We start from the raw sequence: 19091 nt of genomic DNA, 5'->3' as shown, positions 1-19091 counted from the left end.
ATCAGCAATGAAAATCTATTTGCGTTAAATGATTTAACAAATGCTCTATTATCATTACTTATGGATTTAGAAAAAATTCCAGTAATCACTAATGCAACTTTAGAAGAAATGTTCAAAAAGATTGGAAATACTGAAATTAATGTTAGTGAAATAAAAAATGGTAGTCGTGATGAAAAAAGATAAGAAGATTAAATTGGATATTCGCTGTTATGAAACTTTAATAGTTAACGAGAAACAAAAAGAATACATCATAAAAGAAATTAGAAAAAGAAAAAATATCAAAATAACTGGTACAGGAAGGGGTTGAAAAATGGATGATTTTTTTGAAAGATTTGGTTTGCTAGGAGCCGCATTAATGATGTGTATACTTATGTTACTATACTCAATTTTAATGAATTTTTCTCACCAAGAGTCAAAAAGAAAAGAAAAAGAACAGCAAGAAATATTGAATTTATGCAAAACAAATAAAGTTTTAAAAACATATACAGCAGATAATGGGACAGAGTTTTATGTAACACTTGAAAACAATCAGATTTATAAGGTTGATAAGGATAAATTTGGATATTACATAGTTGGTGAATATTGCAAATAAAAAAATTGAAAGGATTTATTATATATTATGATTTTAAGTATTGTTGCAATTATACTAGTAATATTTATAATATTAATTGCTATATTAATAACAGTTGAAATAATGCTAACAATGATATATGTAGGTTTATTATTTTTTTCAAAATGTTTTAAAGCATTAAAAAAATAAGTTGGAAATTAAAGATAAAAATAGTTTTTCTCACGTGCGGGAAAACCGATAGAACAATGACAATTTAATAACTGTGTGAAAAATTATAGAATCACAGTTATTTGAATTGTCTATAATTTTTTTGATAGGAGGTATTATGGATAGACAGGAACTGTTAAATATTAATAAAAATCGAAAAATGGAAGTTGAAAGTTATCATAGCAATTTTGATTTTGATAAATATGAGATAACTGATGAAGGTATTATAAGGGAAGTAACTCAAACTGAGGAAGATATACAGCAGATTGGAAAGTTTATGGCAAAAAAGGCTCTTGAAATGGGAAGAAAGTTAAAAAGAGTTCAGGAGATTTTGTCAAATCACGGAACAGGAACATTTGTAGCCTGGTTTACTTCATTAGGGCTTGATAAAAATATGGTTTATCGTGAAATTAATAGGTGGGAACAGTTTGAAAAATATAGGAATCCTGCGATTGCAGAGGCAAGTGTTAGGACATTGGAATATATAAAGAAAAACAATGATAAGCTCGAAGAGGCGGAGATTGTAGAAATTCTTGAAGATCCAGTTGAAGCGGCTAAAAAGATTAAGGAAATAGAAAAAAAAGGTAAGGAAGAAACAGAAATTGACTTTGATGAAAAAATAAAGAAATTAAATGAGAAAATTGAGAAAGCATATAAAAATATTGAAAAATGGGAGATGGAAATTAAGGAATTGAAAGGTAGGGATGATGATTTTGAAGAAGATTGATAAAAGTATGATTGTTGATTACTGGGGATGCTATTTTGATGAATATGAGTTGATTTAAATAGTTTTTCCCACGTGTGAGAAAATTAGAAAAAAATATTTAAGGAGAACAATTAAGATGAAAAAAATAAAAGATTATGTTATTAAAATTTTAGTAATAATTTTGACATCAGTAACAACATCAATATTAACGGTAGGAATTGTTACGTATTCTAAAGTAAAAAAGGAACAAAAAGAATTTGAAAGACTATGTAAAGTATATAAAGTTTTATTTAAGTATAAAACAAAAGACAATAAAAGAATTTATGTGAAACTTGAAAACAATAAAGTTTATCAAGTTGACAGTAACAAATTTAATCAGTATACAGAAGGAGAGTATTGTAAATAAACTGGTTTTTCTCACACGTGAGAAAATTCAAAATTATTTTAAGAAAGGAAGCGAGACAGGAAAATGAAAAATTTTATGAAAGTTATGGGAAGTCTGATAGATAGGATTTTAGGATATATGTTGGCTATTATGTTTGCAATTTCATTTTTTATTAAAGATGTAAGTACAATTATGTTAAGTGGAGTGATATTAACTGGGTTTACAATTATGTCAATATATGTTGAAAATGTTAGTAGAAGATTAGATGCATTGAAAGAGTTGGAAAAAATTTTAGAAAAAATGGAAGACGAGGATGCGTTGGATGAAGAAAATTAAAAGGGATGTACTATTTTCAATATTTTTTAGTTTAGTTTCCTGTAGTAATAAAGAAGCGATGGATTTTTACAATAAAAATATTTAAGTTATGTCAGTCCTGATAAAATAATTACAAATGATAATAAAATCTTTCTTGTAAAAAGCAATAATTTTCAAGTTTATAAAGTTTTTGTTGAAATTTGTAAAAATCATAAAGTTATAAAAAAAGAAACAACAAAACAGATGATTTATGGGTATCAAGGATTTTATAGTATTAGTTTAGATAACGGTACTAAATATATAATTACAGAATATCTAGACTCTAAATATGATGATTTAAAGATAGGAGTTAAATGTCCTGTCTATATTAATGAATAATAGAAGAAATAGTGGAAAAGAGGAAGTTTATGGAAAGAGAAATGATGGATATCACTATATTACTGGCAAGATTGAGATGATAGGAAAGAAACAGAAATTGGCTTTGATGAAAAAATAAAGAAATTAAATGAGAAAATTGAGAAAGCATATAAAAATATTGAAAAATGGGAGATAGAAATTAATAAACTGAAAGGTAGAAATGATGATTTTAAAGAAGATTGATAAAAGTAAAATATATTCAATAAAGATTGATGGCAAAAGTCGATTATTAATTACTGAGGATGTTATTTTGATGAATATGAGTTGATTTAAATGTTTTTTCTCACGTGTGAGAAAATCAAAATTATTTAAGAGAGGATAAAAAACAGAATATGAAAAAAGAATTTGAAAAAATTATAATAGCATTATTATTGGTAATTTATGGTACAGGAATAATGTTTATACCGCATTCGTATCAACAATTATTTATTATATTATTACTTGTGTGGGCTGCTATTTCAATGATTATTATAATAACAGAACATACAGAAAAAGGAAAATCAGTAGAGGATAGTATACAAATTCTGCCGATAATAATATTTTTTAGTATGTTGATAGTAGTAGGTTTTCTTCATCAAAGAGATGTAATTGATTTTTTAAGAAGGATGATAGAATGAAGGGAAAAACAAAATTATTTTAAGAAAGGAAGCGAGATAGGAAAATGAAACATTTTGTTAAAGTATTAATGATTTTAGGAACATTCATAATTGTTATGAGTATAATAAAATTTCAAGAAAATAATTTGAAAAATAAAACAAAAGAAAATAAAGATGTTCAGGAAAAACGGCAACAGGAAATCTTAGATATATGCAGAACAAATAAAGTTGTGAAGATATATAGTCAAAATGACGGTGAAAATTTTTATGTTGTTCTTGAGAATAAGAATATTTATAAAGTTGATGAAGATAAATTGGGGAATTATGCAATTGGAGAATACTGTAAATAAATTAATAATTTTTCTCACATGTGGGAAAATTAAAAATTGAAAGACAATGATAAAAAATGAAAGGAAGTAATAACAAATGAAGAAAAAAACATTTAACACTTTAAACAGCATCTATTTACTAATTCAGGTAATTTTAGTTATATCAAAAATCAATAATTATTTAAAAGTTACTTGGGTTGAAACCTTTTTACCGACAATTATCATAGTTACTATATATTTGACAGTTGCTATAATGATTTTCATTTTTATAAAAATTATTCAAAAAGTGTATGGGGTATCGGATGGAGAAATGAATAAAAGATTTTGGGATAAATTGTGAAAGTAAAAAAATATAGGGGTAAAATAAAATGAAAAAATCAAAAAATGTAACAGAAGTTACACTCGAGAATAAAAAATAATATGTAGCAATGGGAACAGGGATAAGAACATTAGGATTAGGAACATTGAATACTAATGATATTGAAAAAAAATGAAAATAGGAGATGATAAAATGGAAAAATTAGAATAGGAAGGCAATATATAGAAAAAAAGAGTAGACAGTGATTTTCTCACACGTGAGAAAATTCAAAATTAAAAGGAGAGCAGTATAAATATATGAATATAATAAATGATGTGTTAAATAATAAAATTCAGATTCAGATTGATGAAAGAACAATAGATATAAATGATATTGAAAAAGTGGAAAGAAAGCCATTTTCATTTAAGGAATTTAGATTAAATATAAAATTGAAAACAGGAGAAGTGATTCAGAAAAATTTTAAATCGCTTGCTGAAATGCATAAAAATTATGAAAAATTTATAACAGAAGCTGGATTTGATTTTTCAGGAAAACTAAGAAAAGAAAGATTGAAGTATATAAATGGAAATATATATTTAAAAAATTTAATAATTTTTTCCAATGAACTGATAGGTGTAAGGCGAATAGAAGAATTAAGAAAAGGGTTAAAATTAGTGATATATCATGGAATAAAAGGAGCATATGATATAAAAATAGAATTATTTTTGAAAGGTGGAGGTACTGTTATTTTAGAAATGGCAAATGAACAATATGCTCAATATGATTTTAATCAGTTAAGAAAAATATTTGAATCAAGAAAAAATATAATAGAATAAGAGGATGTGAGTTTGATATGAAAAAAATTTTAGTTATGATAGTGGCAGTTGCTTTATTGTCATGTGATAAGAATAATTATAAAGAAATGACAAATGATATGGAAAAAATTGTAAATGAAGAGAAGAAAACGATTGAAGTGGTAGAGCCTATTTATAATGGTCTATCAAGCATATCCGTAGGTAAATTGGCAGCAAAAACAGAAAATCAATATTTGGAGGAACTAAAAATAGTTGATGTTGAAAATATAAAAAAGTTAAATGAGAAATTTAAAAATAAATACAGTAGTGTAAAATTAGATCCAAAAACAGGTTATGAGGAATCTTGTGCAAAAGCACGAGAAGATTATGTTGAATATGTAGATGTTTTTTTAAAAATGTTTGAAGAATATAAAGCAGGAGCTATTGCTAAGGAAAAACAATTTTCATGGCCAGTAGTAAATTTAAGAAGTAATGTAAATAGTCAGGAAGGGCTTTTAAGGTCTTGTAGATTGGTAAAATAATAGAAATTGAAAAAACAAATATAATTAAACAGGAGTAAAAAATGTTTGTAAGGCTAGTGGATAAAAAATCAAAACAAGGTGTGGCAATAAATATAAATACAATATTATATGTATCAGAGAGGAAGGAAGAGAATAGAAATTTTTTATGTATTGAAACAATAAAAGGAGTATACAAGATTTATTTTGAAAGTGAAGAGGCTAGAAGTAAAGCATTTGAAGCCTTAATCAGAAAAAAAGGTATTTTAAATTTAGAAGGTGTTGAACAGAGTTTTTTTAGAAGTATAAAGTAAAATAAAATAAAACTAATCATAAATGTATTTAAATTTATGATTAGTTTTTGTCGTTAGGAGGAAAAATGAATACACTTATTTTTAGTGGAAGAGTAACATTTAATCCTGAAATGATTTCAATTTCAGAAAAAAATGTTTGTAATTTTAGAATAGCCGCAAAAAAGAAATTTAAGGAAGAAACACAATTTTTATTATGTGTTGCTTTCGGTAATGTAGCAACATTAATACATCAGTATGTAAAAAAGGGAGCAAAAATAATTGTAAATGGTTATCTAGAATTACAAGAGTATGAAGATGAGAATGGAAAAAGAATAATACCTAAATGTATAGTTAAAGAGTTTAAATTAATGGATTTTGTAGAAGAAGAGTATGAATATTTTTAAATTATTTTGGAGGAAAATATGAAAATATACGATATAAGATTATTGAAAACAACAACAGGAAAAAAACATATAAAATTTTTTTATAAAACGTTACTTAAAGGAAAAGTAAGAGAAACAACAAAAATTTTTGCACAAAATGTAAAATTATTAGAAAATAAAAAGATAGATGATACAAAAATAAAGGAATACATAAGTGAAAAGAAATTTATTAAAATTATGAAAATGGCAAAAATAAGCGATAATAAAATGGGGGGATACAGTATGAAATTATATAAAAATAATGAGATATGGTTTTATAAAATTGAAAATACTTCAGATGTTGATATAAACTTTAAAGATTGTGATATTTTATTAGACAGAAATTTTTTTATAAATGATAGATATATAAAATATGTGATTATAAAAAATAATACGGGGGTATAATCGTGGCAATATTTCATCTTAGAATGAAAAAAAGTAAAAGAGGAAGTAGCTATATTCCGCCTGCTGCACATTTAGACTATATAAACAGAGATGAAAAATATGGTAAAAAAGAGGACTTACTTTTTAAGGAAGTAAGGAATCTTCCTGAAGAGTTTAGCGATATTAAAGATTTTTGGAAATGTGCAGAAACCTATGAGAGAAAAAACTCTAATCTGTACAGGGAACTTGAAATTTCATTACCGAGAGAGTTTACTCCTGAAGAAAATAAAAAGATGGTGGATAATTTTTGTGAAAATCTTTTTGGAAAAGAATATGTGTATAACTATGCAATTCACAATCCAAAAAGTTTTGATGGAGATATGCAGCCACACGTGCATATAATGTTTTTTGAAAGAAAAATTGATGATATTAAAAGGGATAAGGATAAGTATTTTAAGAGATATAATACTAAAAATATAGAAAAAGGCGGATGGGAAAAGGATAAAAAATGGAGAGAAAGAAGTACGTTAAAAAATATAAGAAAAGAGTGGGAAACATTTTTAAATTTTGAACTTGAAAAAAAAGGAATAGAGAAAGTAAGTGCAAAATCGTTAAAGGATCAGAAAAGGGATGCGGAAAATAATAATGACTATAAGAAAGTTTATGAGTTAAATCGTGAAGCAATAAATATTGATGGAAAGATTTTATACAGAAAAGAAAGTGAATTAAGTGATAAGGAAAAAGTTAAGAAGAGAATATTTATTAAAAGCAGAATTTTAAAAGCTGGAACAGATTTAATGAAAAAACTGCTTGAAAAATTAAAAAAACTGGAAAGGGAGTATGAAGATTTAAAAAGAGATAAAATAGGAGATTTAGAAAATTTGGAAAAACTGAGGGGGTTAGAAGAGAGTATAAGAGATATAAAAAAGAAGATGTCAAAAGATAAAATTGAGAATACTGTATACAACTTGATGACGGATAAAAAGTACTATAAATTTCTGAATGAGAACAAAAAAATTGACAAGGAACTAAAAAATATAAAAGATAAAAATAGAATAAAGTATTTAAAAATTACAAAAGAAAAGAATTTAAAAAATTTAGAAAGTTTAAGAAATGAAATTCAGAACGACTGGAAAAAGAAGTATATTTTTGATAAAAGAGTTGAAAATATTAGGGAAAAATATTTAAGGAAAATTGCAAATTTTGAAGATGAAAAAGACACGATATATGAAAATTTAAAAGAGAAAAATATTAAATATAATGATGAAAAAAATGGACTGTATAATATAAACCATTTGCAATTTATTTATGAAAAAGATGGACTGAAAGAGATAAATAGAATTGAAAAAGAACTAAAAAAATTAGTAAAAGAGTTAGATAAAAATGAGGAAATAGTCAGTCAGGAAACTTTGATAAAAGATAAATATTCAAATTATGAATTTTCAAAATTGGAGAAAAATATTGCGGAGAGTAAGATTAAAATAGAAGGACTGCAAAAAGAACTTAACAAAAATTTGGATATAAGTGAACAAAAATATTACTTGGACTGGTTAAAAAGAGAAGTAAAAATAAAGGAAGATTATGAGGCAAGAAAAGAAAATATTGAAATAAAAATTCAAAAAAAATTGCAGGATGAACTTTTAAAAAATGGTAATTCCAAAGTTCAGGAAAGGGAAAAAGTTAAAAAAATTATCAAGAATATAGAAGCCATAAAAGTATTGGATAAGAAAAAAAGATTGTCTGAAAAACGACAAGTAAGTATAAAAAAATGGAACAGGAAAAAGAAAAGTAAAAGTTTAAACGGTGCAAATTATGATAAAAATTTAGGAGGTATAAGTGGTGATTTTAGAATGGAAGATATGGAAGTTTTAGATGAGCTGGAAAGATAAAAAAATTATATATTAAAAAATTTTTGTGGTATAATTAAAATAAAGAATGAATGGAAGTGATTAATTATGATAAAGGATCCAAGAAATCCAATGCCAGAACCTCAAGATATAATAAAATCTATAATAGGAGTTATTATACTGATGTATTCAATTTTTAAAATTGCAATAGACTTAACATTAATTTTTTTAATATACAGGTTATTTAATCCTTCTGGAAAGATTACTATGGGATTTTTAGTAAAAGGCTGGCTTGTATTATACCTGATAAAAACTTTTGTAAAAACTGTTAATGAGAGTAAATATAAATAAATTTAGGGGCAGTAAAAAGCTGTCCTTTTTTGAAAAAATAAGTTTTTGAAGGTATAAATATTATTAATTTCTTAGAAATTAAACACGAACGAAGTGAGTTTTTGAGTGTAAACGAAAGCCATTTTTTCACAATTTTTTGTGGCAAAAAAATCACGGTAAGTTTCTAAAAATTTTTAAATTTGAGAAACTGGTAAGCGTGCTTTCCAAAATTTAGAAAAATTTAGGAAAGTTTATGGGGAAAAAATTTTAAAAAAAAGGCTTGACTTTTTGAAAAAATTGAAGTAATATTAGTACAAGAATAAAACAGCGTAAAAAATGAGAGTCCAGTTATGGAGGTGGATGGACAGTTTAACAAAGATGATTTTACTTCAACTCATTTTAAAATAATAAAAGAAAATTTAATTAAATAAAAAATTAAATATCATAAGCCATTAGAGCTAGGTACAGTATTATCGGAAAAAACATTTCTGAGATATTGTACTAGCTCTTTTTTTTTCAAAAAATTTAGGAGGAAAGTATGAAATTAAGTTTAAATAATAGAAGTCCTTAAGTAAATCAAAAGAAGAAAATGAATATCAAAAATACCTAAATTAAAAATAACAGTTAAACGAAAGGATGACAAATAATGAAAAAAATAAAAGTTAAGAATATATTATTGAATAAAAAATTTCAATTGCTATGTTTAATGATTTTGTTTTTAGTAACGGCTGTAATAACTCAGGCGACAACAAGTGGAAATGGTGGATTTCTTGCACCGCTTATAGCTTTTCTGACAAATATGAATACTGGACTGAAAATAGTTTTTTCACTTGGGGCTATTGGGTGCATAGGATTTGGAGTATTTAAGATGTTGACTGATCCAAATATGACAGCAATCATAACTTTACTTATTGGAGTTGCTTTGGCACTTACACTGATTTTTGGTTCAGAGGATATAGTAAAGGCGCTTGGTGGAACTATGATTGATACAGCTCTTTTGGAAGGAGTATAGACTTGGATTTAAAAAGAATAAGCAGGAAAAGGGATATTTTTAAATTAAGGACTGATGTCAAAAGGGAAAAGGCAAGTTTTGAAAAAAGGGCTGAAACTTTGTTTGAACTTGCGGAAACGAATGCAAAGTTAAAAAAGGGATTAGGAATAAGCATAGTTATCAATCATATATTAATTTTAGCATTAATATTCTTTGTTTTGAGAACGAATATAAAGGTATTTCTTGTTCAGGTTGATAAAACGACAGGAGCTCCAATGGAAGTGAATGTGTTGACAAAATCCAATTTAAAAGTTGGGGAGAAGGAAACAAAATATTTTATATCAAAATTCATTTTGGATGTAAGAACTCTTCCAAAGGACACGACATATTACGATAACAAGTTAAAGGAAAATGCTTTTTTCTTAACACAAAATTCACAAAAAAAATTGGATGCGATGATTCAGGAAACAGGAACAATACAAATGCTTGCAGATAAAATTACAACGAATGTAAATATAGTTTCAGCTAACAAACTTACAAATACTTCAAACACTTATCAAGTCAGATGGAAGGAAAAGCAGTTTTCTGAAACGGGGATGGAAATGCAGGATACAAGTTATCTTGGAGTATTTACTGTGGAATATGTAAATGAAAAAAATGAGGAACTGTTAGCTAAAAATCCATTGGGGATAATAATAAAGGATTTTACAATTTCAAGGGAAAATAATTAGAAAAATGAGGGAGATGTATGACAAAGAACAAGTTAAAAAAATTTAATAGAAAAATATTATCAATGCTGTTTTTGATATTGATGTCGGTTAATGTTTTTGCAAATGATGGAAATGCAAAAGACAGTATTACAGTAGACGTAGTAAAGAATAGTCAGAAAATATTTGATGATGACGGAATATTAAGTGGAAAAAAGGATGCAATAAAAAAGACAGCCGTTATATTTAATTATGCGGAAAACAGCATATATGAAGTTTATTCCAAGCCAGACTATTTAACGACTTTAAGGCTTGCTCCAAATGAAAAAGTGGTATTTAAGGCTGGTGGAGATACAGAACGTTGGATGATTGAAGAGGCGACAGGTGGAAAAGAGAACAGAACATACATATACATAAAGCCGCTTGAAGAAGATATAAAAACTAACATAAATATAGTTACAGACAAGCATAGTTACTTTATTAATATTGAATCCACAAATGGAGAATATAATCCTTTAGTTGAGTGGCAATATCCAAATGAGAGAAAAATATTAATGGATGAATATGAGGCTAATACGGAAAGTATTGGCACAACGGACTTAATGAAACTGAATTACAGATATTCGTGGAACAAGAACTCAAAACTTTCTCCAGTTCAAGTGTTTGACAACGGAGAAAAGACATTCATAGTATTAAAGTCAAATTTGCAGGAAATGCCAGCTTTTTATGTAAAAGGTTTGGATAACCAATTATCCTTAGTTAATACAAAAATTGAAGGATGTAATGTAATGATTAACAGTGTTGTGAAAGAAATATATATGACGCTTGGAAAAAATACCTTAAAAATATATAACCAGAAAAAATAGAAAGGAGGTGTCTTAATTGATAGATAAAAATGACTATTTTGAAACTTCTGAAGATGATTTTACGGAACAGAAGGAAGAGGAAATATCGCTTGAGGATGAGAGGACAGGAACGATAAAAAATTCAAAGATAAAAATAGAAGAATTTTTTGATAAGAAAAAAGTTGCTATCCTAGTCTGTATAATTTTGGCTTTAATTTTTGTAAGCATATATTTTGCAAATCAGGCTAAAAAGAATGAGAAGCCGAAGGAACAAGAAAAAATGGAATCAATATCAACTGGAACAGGACTGGATATAAAGGATGCAGTAGATACTCAAAATCAAAATGCCCAAACTCCTGAAAGTGTAACGCAGGATGGAGTGGCAAATATAAATACGACGACTGATGGAACTGGAACGCCTAACTTATCACAATATGATTCTCAGCTAGGTTCAGAATACAATAACGACAATCTTGATTCAAATTATGGTTCAAGTTCATCATCGTTTTCAGATATTTCAGAAGATAAAAATTCCAATAGTTCAGCAGTCTCGGAAGAAAAAAGCAAGGAATGGAGAAAGTCTGCGATAGGGTTTGATAAGGGAGTTTCAACACAGACTCCACAAACGACAGAACAGTATCAGGAACAGCAACAAGTTCCTCAGAATGTACAACAGCAAAATGAAAATGATACAGATCAGAATAAACAAAAGTCAAAGTCCTTATTCCTGAAGCAGAAACAGGACAGCTTCTATTCGACTAATTTAAAAAATCCTGCAATAGGGAAATATGAGTTAAAGACAGGAAGCTTTATTCCAGCCGTTCTTGTAACAGCAATTAATTCTGATTTACCGGGAGATGTGATTGCACAAGTTAGAGAAAATGTTTATGACTATCGTACTGGAAAAAATATTTTGATTCCTATGGGTACAAAAATAATTGGAAAATATGACAGTAGTATAACGTATGGACAGAACAGAGTTTTATTGATATGGCAAAGACTAGTATTTCCAAATGGCTCAACACTTGTGCTTGATAATATGCAGGGAGTTGATTTGTTAGGTAATGCAGGATTGAAAGGAAAAACTAACAACCATTTTTGGAAACTTATGAGAAGTGTGTTACTATCCTCTGCTATAAATATAGCTTCAGGATCACTTGAAGGTCTAAATGTAAATATTGAGACTGGAAGCAGGTCAAGAGTGAATATTGGTACAGGTGTTTCAGATGCTGCACAGAATATTAGAAGTATCGGGGAAAGAATCATTGAAAAAGATTTAAACAGACAGCCTACAATTGAAATAAAGAGAGGTAAAAAATTTAATATCTTTGTAAGCAAGGATATAATTTTATCTCCATATAGGAAATAATTATGGATAAAAAATACAAGTCGCTTAGAAATACGAAGCCTGTAAAATGGATTTTTTCAATAATGATGTTCATTTTGGTAAATATAACAGGTTTAATGGTAATATCAACAAACTATATGGAAGAACTGGAAAAAGTTAATAACTATGCAACTTTTGCAAAAATACGTAGATTAATAAAACCAGTAATTATTGGGAAAAAGAATCAGTATATGTACCTTCCGTCTGGGAACTGGGAAATAGTAATGAAAAAAACTCCTAGATTAACTTCACAGTTTCAATTAGGTATGTGCTTTATATTTGTTGGCTCGTTAGTTATTTTGACAATGCCTTACTGGAAAAAAAAGAAACTGAAATCACACGGAGAGGCTGAATTTGGAACGTATGATGATTTGAAAAAAAATAAGAAAAAGCCGTCAGATATAGATTTTTTAAGCGGCAATGAAAATGGTTTTGTTATTGGTTATGTAAAAACTTTATCAGGAAAATTAAAATTGCTTTATGACACGTCAATGATACATATTGCCCTATTTTTGCCAACAAGAGGAGGAAAGGGTGTAGGATACATTATTCCAAGCCTTGTTGCAGGATTAAAAGAAAGGTCAACTTTTATTTCTGACATAAAAAAGGAAAATTACGAACTTACAAGTTGGTACAGAGCAAAGATACTAAAACATAGAATATTAAAATTTGAACCAATGAGTGAACTTTCAAATAGCTATAACTTTTTATCAGAAGTAAGATATGGAACAAATTATGAGATTGAAGATTGCAGAATAATTGGAACAATGATTGTTGGGGAAGATGAGAGCAAGGATCCGTTTTGGGGAGATAGTGCAAAAGATACAATTTCCACTTTAACTGGCTATGTTCATTACAGGGAAGTAAGCAGCCGTTCTGAAAAAGATCCCGATATAACAGATGTTAGAGTTTCATTAAATGATGTAATATCAATGATTACTAACACTGAAAATTCTTTATATAGAATGTTTGCAAAATATCTTGGAAAGCCTATGGAAGAAGGGGAAGATGATACTCCAAAGGATTTTATTTTGAAGAAAAAAACAATTGAAAGGCTTAGAAAAATATATACTGATGAGGAATCAATTAAAGCATTAAACAAAGGATTGCACCCCTTTATTGCAAAACAGTTTGGATATTTATTGCAAAATACAGGAGAAAATACATTTAAGTCTATAACTTCAACAGCAAAGACTAAATTACAGGTATTTGAGATTCCTTCGGTTGTAAAAAATATAGGAAAATCCGATTTTAGGGCATTAGACTTGGTTAATGGCGATAATCCTGTGGATTTATATTTTGTAATAAAACCGAAAGATATAGACTTGCTAGCTCCGTTAGTACGGATAATGTATATTCAACTGACAAATTTATTAATGGAAAGTTTAAGCAAGAAAAATTTTAACATAACGTTTGTAATGGATGAACTAAATGCTTATGGTAAGATGAAGGCTCTTGTAAAAGGGCTTGGGTACTATGCAGGATTTGGAATAAAGATGATTGGGATATTTCAGGGACTTGATCAGTTAAATTCGACATATGATAAACAGGGGAAAGAGGTGCTAAATGGATGCCAGATTCAGATATTTGGTAGACCGAACGATGAGGCTGCACCTGACTATATTTCAAAGACGCTTGGCAAGGAAACAATTAGGGTAAAAAGTAGAAATATTGGGCTAAAAGGGGGAGGGAACGTTTCAGAGCAGGGAAAGGATTTATTAAGTCCTTCAGAAACAAGACTGCTGCCTGACAGAAAGGCAGTTGTAATTACGGGATACAAAAAACCTTTATTATTAGATAAACTCTATTACTACGAATATCCTGATCTGTTAAAAAGAACACAGCACCAGCCAGTATTCTTTAAGGATGGATATGTAATATTTGAAGGAATGAAGGGAATGTATGAATACAAACATACGTTTAAAATGAAAGAGGAAGATTTTTATGATGATATAAAATATGAAAAAGTTATTGAAAAGGCAAGAAAAAAGTATAAATCAGAAAAAATAGGATAGGGGGATATATGGAAAATATTGAAGAAACAATTAATGGTTCAGATGAAATAATAAAGAAAAAGAGAAAAACTAGAGAAAAAAATTATACTGAAAGAATAAAAAGAAATAAAGAAAAAGTTGCCAAACTGGAGAAAATAAGGGATGATTCCCAAAAGGAAATTGAAAAGGTTGAACAGGAAAATGCAGATATTTTAAGAGAGATTTTAGAAAAATCTGGTGTAGAAAATAAACTTTTAAAAATCATAATTGAAAGTCCAAGCAATGATGAAATTACTAAAAAAATGAAGGAACTGGCAGAAGTATTATGACGGAAAGTGAAAAATATGAACTTCAGAAGCAGGCACAAATAGACTTTGTAAATGAAAGGCTGTCAGCACTGAAGGAATATATGGAAGATGATGATATTACTGAAATAATGTTAAATCCTGATGGATATGTATGGGTGGAATCATATGAAAAGGGAATGTACAAGACAAGTACATATCTGAATGAGATGGAAGGATACAAAATTATTCAGGTGCTTGCTTCATATAACTCAAAGATAATTTCTGAAAAAAATCCAAGACTTTCTGGAAATTTGCCAAATTCTGACAGATTTCAGGGAGCCGCAAAAGGAATTACTAAAGGTATTCCAGTATTTACAATAAGAAAAAGGCCTAAGAAAATATTTACACTTGATGACTATTTAGCAATGGGTTCAATTACAGAATTTCAGAAAAATTTTCTTACAGAAGCTATTTTGAACAAAAAGAATATAGTTGTATCAGGTGGAACTGGTACAGGAAAGACAACATTTACTAATGCTCTTGTTGATTATTTAAAGCAAGTTGACATAATTAGAAATACGGTTGAAAGGATATATATTATTGAGGAAGTTGAGGAAATTATCTGCGACAAGGAAAATGTGTTAAGAGTGTTTGTAACTGAAGATGTTTCTGCACTGGAATTATCAAAGGACGCACTTAGACATAGGCCAGATAGAATTATTCAGGGAGAGCTTAGATATGGAGAAGAAGCTGAGGAGATACTTAAAAACTGGAATACTGGGCATAGTGGAGGATTTACAACAGTCCATTCAGATGGTGCAGAAGAAACTTTGGAAAGACTGGAAGAGCTGCTAATGGAAGTTGACAGGAATCCAAGGCAGCCACTTATAGGGCGTTCTGTAGATGTAATTGTAAATATCATAAGAACGACTGAAAATGGTAAAACTGTAAGAAAAGTGAACAAGACAATTAAAGTAAACGGCTTTAACAAAAAGACAAAGGAATATGAAATTGAGGAGGTAGGATAATGAAATTAAAAGTGTATAAATCTTTATTGGACATAAAGATGATAATGGGACTGCCATATAAGGTTTTTATATCATTGGTATTATTTACAGGAATTATATTTTTAATATTCAGGCACTGGGTAATTTTTATACCAGCAGGGACGATATATGTTCTGTGTGCAGTTATGTCGGTAAAGGATCCGATGACATTGGAATTGCTGATAGAACACTATAAGACAGAAAGATATTTAAATCCGTAGGAGGTGACTAAAATGATATTTTTCAAAAATGAGAAAGAAAGATATTTTGATAAAGTAAAGAAAGATTATGGAGAAGAAGAAAGAAAAGTAATAAGGGAATTATTGAAGTCAAATTTAACATTAGAGCAATTTAAGGACTGCATTATGCCAATAATAGATTACAGTAAGCAGGAAAATATTATGGAAGCTAAGATGAATGGGATAAATGTTCCTGCAGATTATGGAACAAGAAAATTGAAAGCTGATGAAATAAGAGAGATTGCCAGTTGTTATGAAGAAGGATTAACTAAAAATCAGATAACCTCAATTATAAATGCAAATTTTTATACAAATGTTAATGCAGAATTTATAAAACTTTCAAAAGAAGCATTTAAAAAGGGAATGAATGAGTATGAATTTCATAAGATGAATGATATTGGCGAGGTAAAAGAAATATTAAATGCTTACAAGAAAGAGTATCCTACAGAATTGATTAATATTTTAAAGACGCAGAATCCAGGAAACAATGCTTTTGTTTTTAATAAAGAATATAGAGAGGCAATTATGGATTCTTATGATAAAGGAGCAACAGTAGAACAGATTAAGAAATTTGCAAAAATTAAACGGTATGATGTGAACACTCCTAATAATCCATATTATGAGTACGGAGGGCATAGTGTGTGGCTCGAACCTGAATATGACTTGTCGAAATTTAAAAAGGAAATAAAGGCAACTTCTAGGATAGAACAGGAAAAAGAGTCAACTGAAAAAGATATTTCAGATAATAAGACAGAAGAAAAAAATATAAAGGAAAATAAAAAAATAGCAACTAAGAGTTATAAAATAAACAGTAGGATAAATCAAGAATTAGAAAGATAGAAAGGAAAAAAATGGGGAAAACACTTGATAACTACAAAAATTCATTTATTTACCATATCCCGTGGGACTTCCTTCTCAATGACTTTATTCTTGTTAATAAAAATATGGGGTTTCAGGTAACTCTCAAAGTGAGAAATCACGACTTGGATTTTTTTACTGAGGAAGAAGTGAACTTGAAAATATTGCAGTATAACAATGCGATAAAAAAATTGCCTGACAATTTTATTGTTCATTATGAAGTTCAAAGAAAGAAGTCAAGAGGATATATTGAAACAGAAATTAATGATGACTTTATACCGACAGTTCTTATAGAAAATGAAAGAAAGGATTTATTTTCAAAAGGGGAATATTTTAAATGTGACTACTATATAACATTGACATATTTAATAGCAGAAGATGCTGAAAATAAGATAAACTCATTGCTGGCTAGTAAAAAGGAAGATGATTCAGAAGAAAAAATGGCTGAGGAAGCAGAAAGGGAATTAAAAATATTTAGACAAAAAGTAGCTTCATTTATTGCGTTATTAAAATATGCTACAACAAGCATTGAAGTCTTGCAGGGAGATGAACTTATGGCATATATGTATTCCACAGTAAATGCTGAATTTCCTGAAAAGAAGAAAATGCCTACATCTCCTCTATATCCAATTGATCAATATTTGTCAAACTCAAGTTTTGAAAATGGAAAAGACACGAAAATACAAAGACTGACAAAGGCAAAGCATTTAAGGACAATCTCGGTTAATCTGTTTCCTGATGAGATAGAGTCAAGAGTTCTGAAAAAACTTGAAAGCCTGGATTTTGAATTTAGAATGTCGGCAAGATACATTATACTTTCACAAAATGAATCAAAAAAGATGTTAAAAAACTTCTTTATTTTTCATCAGGGAAAGCAGAAGAATTTTGGACAGTATATAACGGAAGCTATAACTAAAAAGCCTTCATTTAACATTGATGAGCTGGAATTGGCAAAAACAGAAGAAGCCAAAATGGCTTTAAATGAATTTAAGGAAGGCGGAATGAGTTATGGCTATTACACATTTACTATAATACTTGCTGATGAAGATATAAAAAGGCTGGAGGACAACGCACTTAAAATAGCAACAATATTTGATGAACAGGATTTTACCTGCTCAATTGACAAGTACAATATTTTTCCCTCATATTTAGGAGCTATTCCAGGAAATGTGAAGGCAAATATAAGAAAATATCCAATAAATTCAATGCTTTTAAGCTGTCTTTTCCCTACTTCATCACTGTATCGTGGAGAGGAAGTGAATGAATTTTTTAGGGATAAAAAAAATATTGCAGGTGTTCCGCTTATGATGACTAAAACAGACTTGAATGATATATTTTATTTTAATCTTCATATAAAAGATGCAGCACACACACTAATAGCAGGTCCGACAAGGTCTGGGAAATCAGTATTATTGGGAATGCTGGTGGCTGAACTGAAAAAATACCCTAATGCTCAGGTGTTCTTTTTTGATAAAGGAGGTTCAATACGTGTCCTGACTGCTTGTATGGGTGGAAAATTTTATGATTTGGGAAAAGGCGGGGATAATGATTTAGCATTTCAGCCACTTGCGAATATTCATATCGAAACAGAAAGGGCATTTGCAAGCAACTGGATAATTTCCCTTCTTCAACAGGAAAATGTAATCGTAACACCTGATATGAAAAGTACAATATGGGAAACGCTTACCACTCTTGCAAATGATCCGCCTAACAGAAGAACAATGACAAATTTTGCATTTACAGTTATGAACAAGGAAATTCAGAAGGCACTTGAGCCATACACAAATACAGGTTCATATGGAAAATATTTTGATAACAATGAAGATAATTTTTCAGACTCAAACTGGCAGGTATTTGAAATGGGAAGGATAATAGAAGATCCAAAAGCGACAGCACCTATATTAAGCTATCTGTTTCATAGAATAGAAGTGGAAAAATTAACAAAGGACTATCTAACTGCAATCGTAGTTGATGAGGCTTGGTTTGCAATGGAAAATGAAAGTTTCAGGCTTAAATTCAATGACTGGCTTAGAACTCTTGCAAAGCTGAATGCCTTTATAATCTTTGCGACACAGTTACTTGATGAAATAGCAAAATCTGAAATAACACCTGCAATAGTTGACGGATGCAAGACAAAGATACTTCTGCCTTCTCCACAGGCACAGAACTACTGGAAGGAACTTTATTCAAAGTTTGGATTAAACGCAATAGAAATTGAAAGAGTTGCACGTGGACAGATGCAGAAGCAATATTTTTACAAAAGTGAACTTGGGGCAAGAGAATTTGAAATGGATTTAGGTAAAATTGAACTGGCTTATGTAGGTT

General features: G+C 28.8%; 27 protein-coding genes. All 27 read left to right on the top strand.

Annotated features, from left to right (window positions below; genetic code table 11):
* Window positions 1-183, top strand: a 183-nt coding sequence (locus tag K324_RS16035) for a hypothetical protein (RefSeq protein ID WP_026748794.1), incomplete at its 5' end; no start/stop codon positions are given.
* Window positions 170-307 carry a hypothetical protein gene (locus K324_RS15795; RefSeq protein ID WP_155282335.1) on the top strand — a complete coding sequence of 46 codons (138 nt, stop codon included), beginning with the start codon at window positions 170-172 and terminating at the stop codon, window positions 305-307. The genes K324_RS16035 and K324_RS15795, both read left to right, overlap by 14 nt.
* Before the next feature lie 3 nt (window positions 308-310).
* Window positions 311-592 carry a hypothetical protein gene (locus K324_RS0108570; protein ID WP_026748793.1) on the top strand — a complete coding sequence of 94 codons (282 nt, stop codon included), beginning with the start codon at window positions 311-313 and terminating at the stop codon, window positions 590-592.
* 304 nt (window positions 593-896) lie between these two features.
* Complete coding sequence (locus K324_RS0108565; RefSeq protein ID WP_026748792.1) at window positions 897-1505, top strand: hypothetical protein; 609 nt, start codon at window positions 897-899, stop codon at window positions 1503-1505.
* Between the two features lie 115 nt (window positions 1506-1620).
* Entirely contained in the window at window positions 1621-1890 is a 270-nt protein-coding gene (locus K324_RS0108560; protein ID WP_026748791.1) for a hypothetical protein, read from the top strand.
* A gap of 63 nt (window positions 1891-1953) precedes the next feature.
* Window positions 1954-2205 (top strand): hypothetical protein, encoded by a 252-nt coding sequence (locus tag K324_RS0108555; protein ID WP_026748790.1) that lies wholly within the window; start codon window positions 1954-1956, stop codon window positions 2203-2205.
* A 349-nt stretch (window positions 2206-2554) separates the two neighbouring features.
* The gene (locus K324_RS16540; protein ID WP_269472680.1) at window positions 2555-2680 is read left to right on the top strand and encodes a hypothetical protein; all 126 of its coding nucleotides are present in this window, start codon (window positions 2555-2557) and stop codon (window positions 2678-2680) included.
* A gap of 253 nt (window positions 2681-2933) precedes the next feature.
* Window positions 2934-3218 (top strand): hypothetical protein, encoded by a 285-nt coding sequence (locus tag K324_RS0108530; RefSeq protein WP_026748789.1) that lies wholly within the window; start codon window positions 2934-2936, stop codon window positions 3216-3218.
* Window positions 3219-3262: 44 nt separating this feature from the next.
* Window positions 3263-3547, top strand: coding sequence for a hypothetical protein (locus tag K324_RS0108525; protein WP_026748788.1), 285 nt, complete (start codon window positions 3263-3265; stop codon window positions 3545-3547).
* A gap of 76 nt (window positions 3548-3623) precedes the next feature.
* Window positions 3624-3866: a hypothetical protein gene (locus tag K324_RS0108520; RefSeq protein WP_026748787.1), complete on the top strand. Its 243-nt coding sequence runs from the start codon at window positions 3624-3626 to the stop codon at window positions 3864-3866.
* Between the two features lie 275 nt (window positions 3867-4141).
* Window positions 4142-4660, top strand: a complete 519-nt coding sequence (locus K324_RS0108515; protein ID WP_026748786.1) for a hypothetical protein — start codon at window positions 4142-4144, stop codon at window positions 4658-4660.
* Window positions 4661-4677: 17 nt separating this feature from the next.
* Window positions 4678-5160, top strand: coding sequence for a hypothetical protein (locus tag K324_RS0108510; protein ID WP_026748785.1), 483 nt, complete (start codon window positions 4678-4680; stop codon window positions 5158-5160).
* Window positions 5161-5201: 41 nt separating this feature from the next.
* Window positions 5202-5450 (top strand): hypothetical protein, encoded by a 249-nt coding sequence (locus tag K324_RS0108505; protein WP_026748784.1) that lies wholly within the window; start codon window positions 5202-5204, stop codon window positions 5448-5450.
* A gap of 65 nt (window positions 5451-5515) precedes the next feature.
* Entirely contained in the window at window positions 5516-5833 is a 318-nt protein-coding gene (locus tag K324_RS14615; protein ID WP_051354428.1) for a single-stranded DNA-binding protein, read from the top strand.
* An 18-nt stretch (window positions 5834-5851) separates the two neighbouring features.
* The gene (locus K324_RS0108495; protein WP_026748783.1) at window positions 5852-6256 is read left to right on the top strand and encodes a hypothetical protein; all 405 of its coding nucleotides are present in this window, start codon (window positions 5852-5854) and stop codon (window positions 6254-6256) included.
* A gap of 2 nt (window positions 6257-6258) precedes the next feature.
* A complete protein-coding gene (locus K324_RS0108490; RefSeq protein ID WP_026748782.1) occupies window positions 6259-8124 on the top strand; it encodes a MobA/MobL family protein in 1866 nt (621 codons plus the stop codon).
* A gap of 66 nt (window positions 8125-8190) precedes the next feature.
* Complete coding sequence (locus tag K324_RS0108485) at window positions 8191-8433, top strand: hypothetical protein (RefSeq protein WP_026748781.1); 243 nt, start codon at window positions 8191-8193, stop codon at window positions 8431-8433.
* Window positions 8434-9058: 625 nt separating this feature from the next.
* The gene (locus K324_RS0108475) at window positions 9059-9424 is read left to right on the top strand and encodes a hypothetical protein (RefSeq protein WP_026748780.1); all 366 of its coding nucleotides are present in this window, start codon (window positions 9059-9061) and stop codon (window positions 9422-9424) included.
* A 2-nt stretch (window positions 9425-9426) separates the two neighbouring features.
* A complete protein-coding gene (locus K324_RS15240) occupies window positions 9427-10134 on the top strand; it encodes a VirB8 family type IV secretion system protein (RefSeq protein ID WP_026748779.1) in 708 nt (235 codons plus the stop codon).
* Window positions 10135-10151: 17 nt separating this feature from the next.
* A complete protein-coding gene (locus K324_RS0108465) occupies window positions 10152-10976 on the top strand; it encodes a TrbG/VirB9 family P-type conjugative transfer protein (protein WP_026748778.1) in 825 nt (274 codons plus the stop codon).
* 16 nt (window positions 10977-10992) lie between these two features.
* The gene (locus K324_RS15235) at window positions 10993-12324 is read left to right on the top strand and encodes a TraB/TrbI/VirB10 family type IV secretion system protein (protein ID WP_051354427.1); all 1332 of its coding nucleotides are present in this window, start codon (window positions 10993-10995) and stop codon (window positions 12322-12324) included.
* 2 nt (window positions 12325-12326) lie between these two features.
* A complete protein-coding gene (locus K324_RS0108455; RefSeq protein WP_026748777.1) occupies window positions 12327-14357 on the top strand; it encodes a type IV secretory system conjugative DNA transfer family protein in 2031 nt (676 codons plus the stop codon).
* Between the two features lie 8 nt (window positions 14358-14365).
* A complete protein-coding gene (locus K324_RS0108450; protein ID WP_021747044.1) occupies window positions 14366-14665 on the top strand; it encodes a hypothetical protein in 300 nt (99 codons plus the stop codon).
* On the top strand, window positions 14662-15651 hold the full coding sequence (locus tag K324_RS14600; protein ID WP_051354426.1) for an ATPase, T2SS/T4P/T4SS family: 990 nt from the start codon (window positions 14662-14664) through the stop codon (window positions 15649-15651). Before K324_RS0108450 ends, K324_RS14600 begins: the two co-directional genes overlap by 4 nt.
* Complete coding sequence (locus K324_RS0108440; RefSeq protein WP_026748776.1) at window positions 15651-15890, top strand: VirB3 family type IV secretion system protein; 240 nt, start codon at window positions 15651-15653, stop codon at window positions 15888-15890. Before K324_RS14600 ends, K324_RS0108440 begins: the two co-directional genes overlap by 1 nt.
* A gap of 12 nt (window positions 15891-15902) precedes the next feature.
* Entirely contained in the window at window positions 15903-16748 is an 846-nt protein-coding gene (locus tag K324_RS0108435; protein WP_026748775.1) for a hypothetical protein, read from the top strand.
* 11 nt (window positions 16749-16759) lie between these two features.
* Window positions 16760-19091, top strand: a 2332-nt coding sequence (locus tag K324_RS0108430) for a VirB4 family type IV secretion/conjugal transfer ATPase (protein WP_026748774.1), incomplete at its 3' end; no start/stop codon positions are given.

It is taken from the genome of Leptotrichia trevisanii DSM 22070 (assembly GCF_000482505.1).
GTDB classification, from domain to species: domain Bacteria; phylum Fusobacteriota; class Fusobacteriia; order Fusobacteriales; family Leptotrichiaceae; genus Leptotrichia; species Leptotrichia trevisanii.
This window is presented reverse-complemented; position numbering and strand designations above follow the sequence as displayed.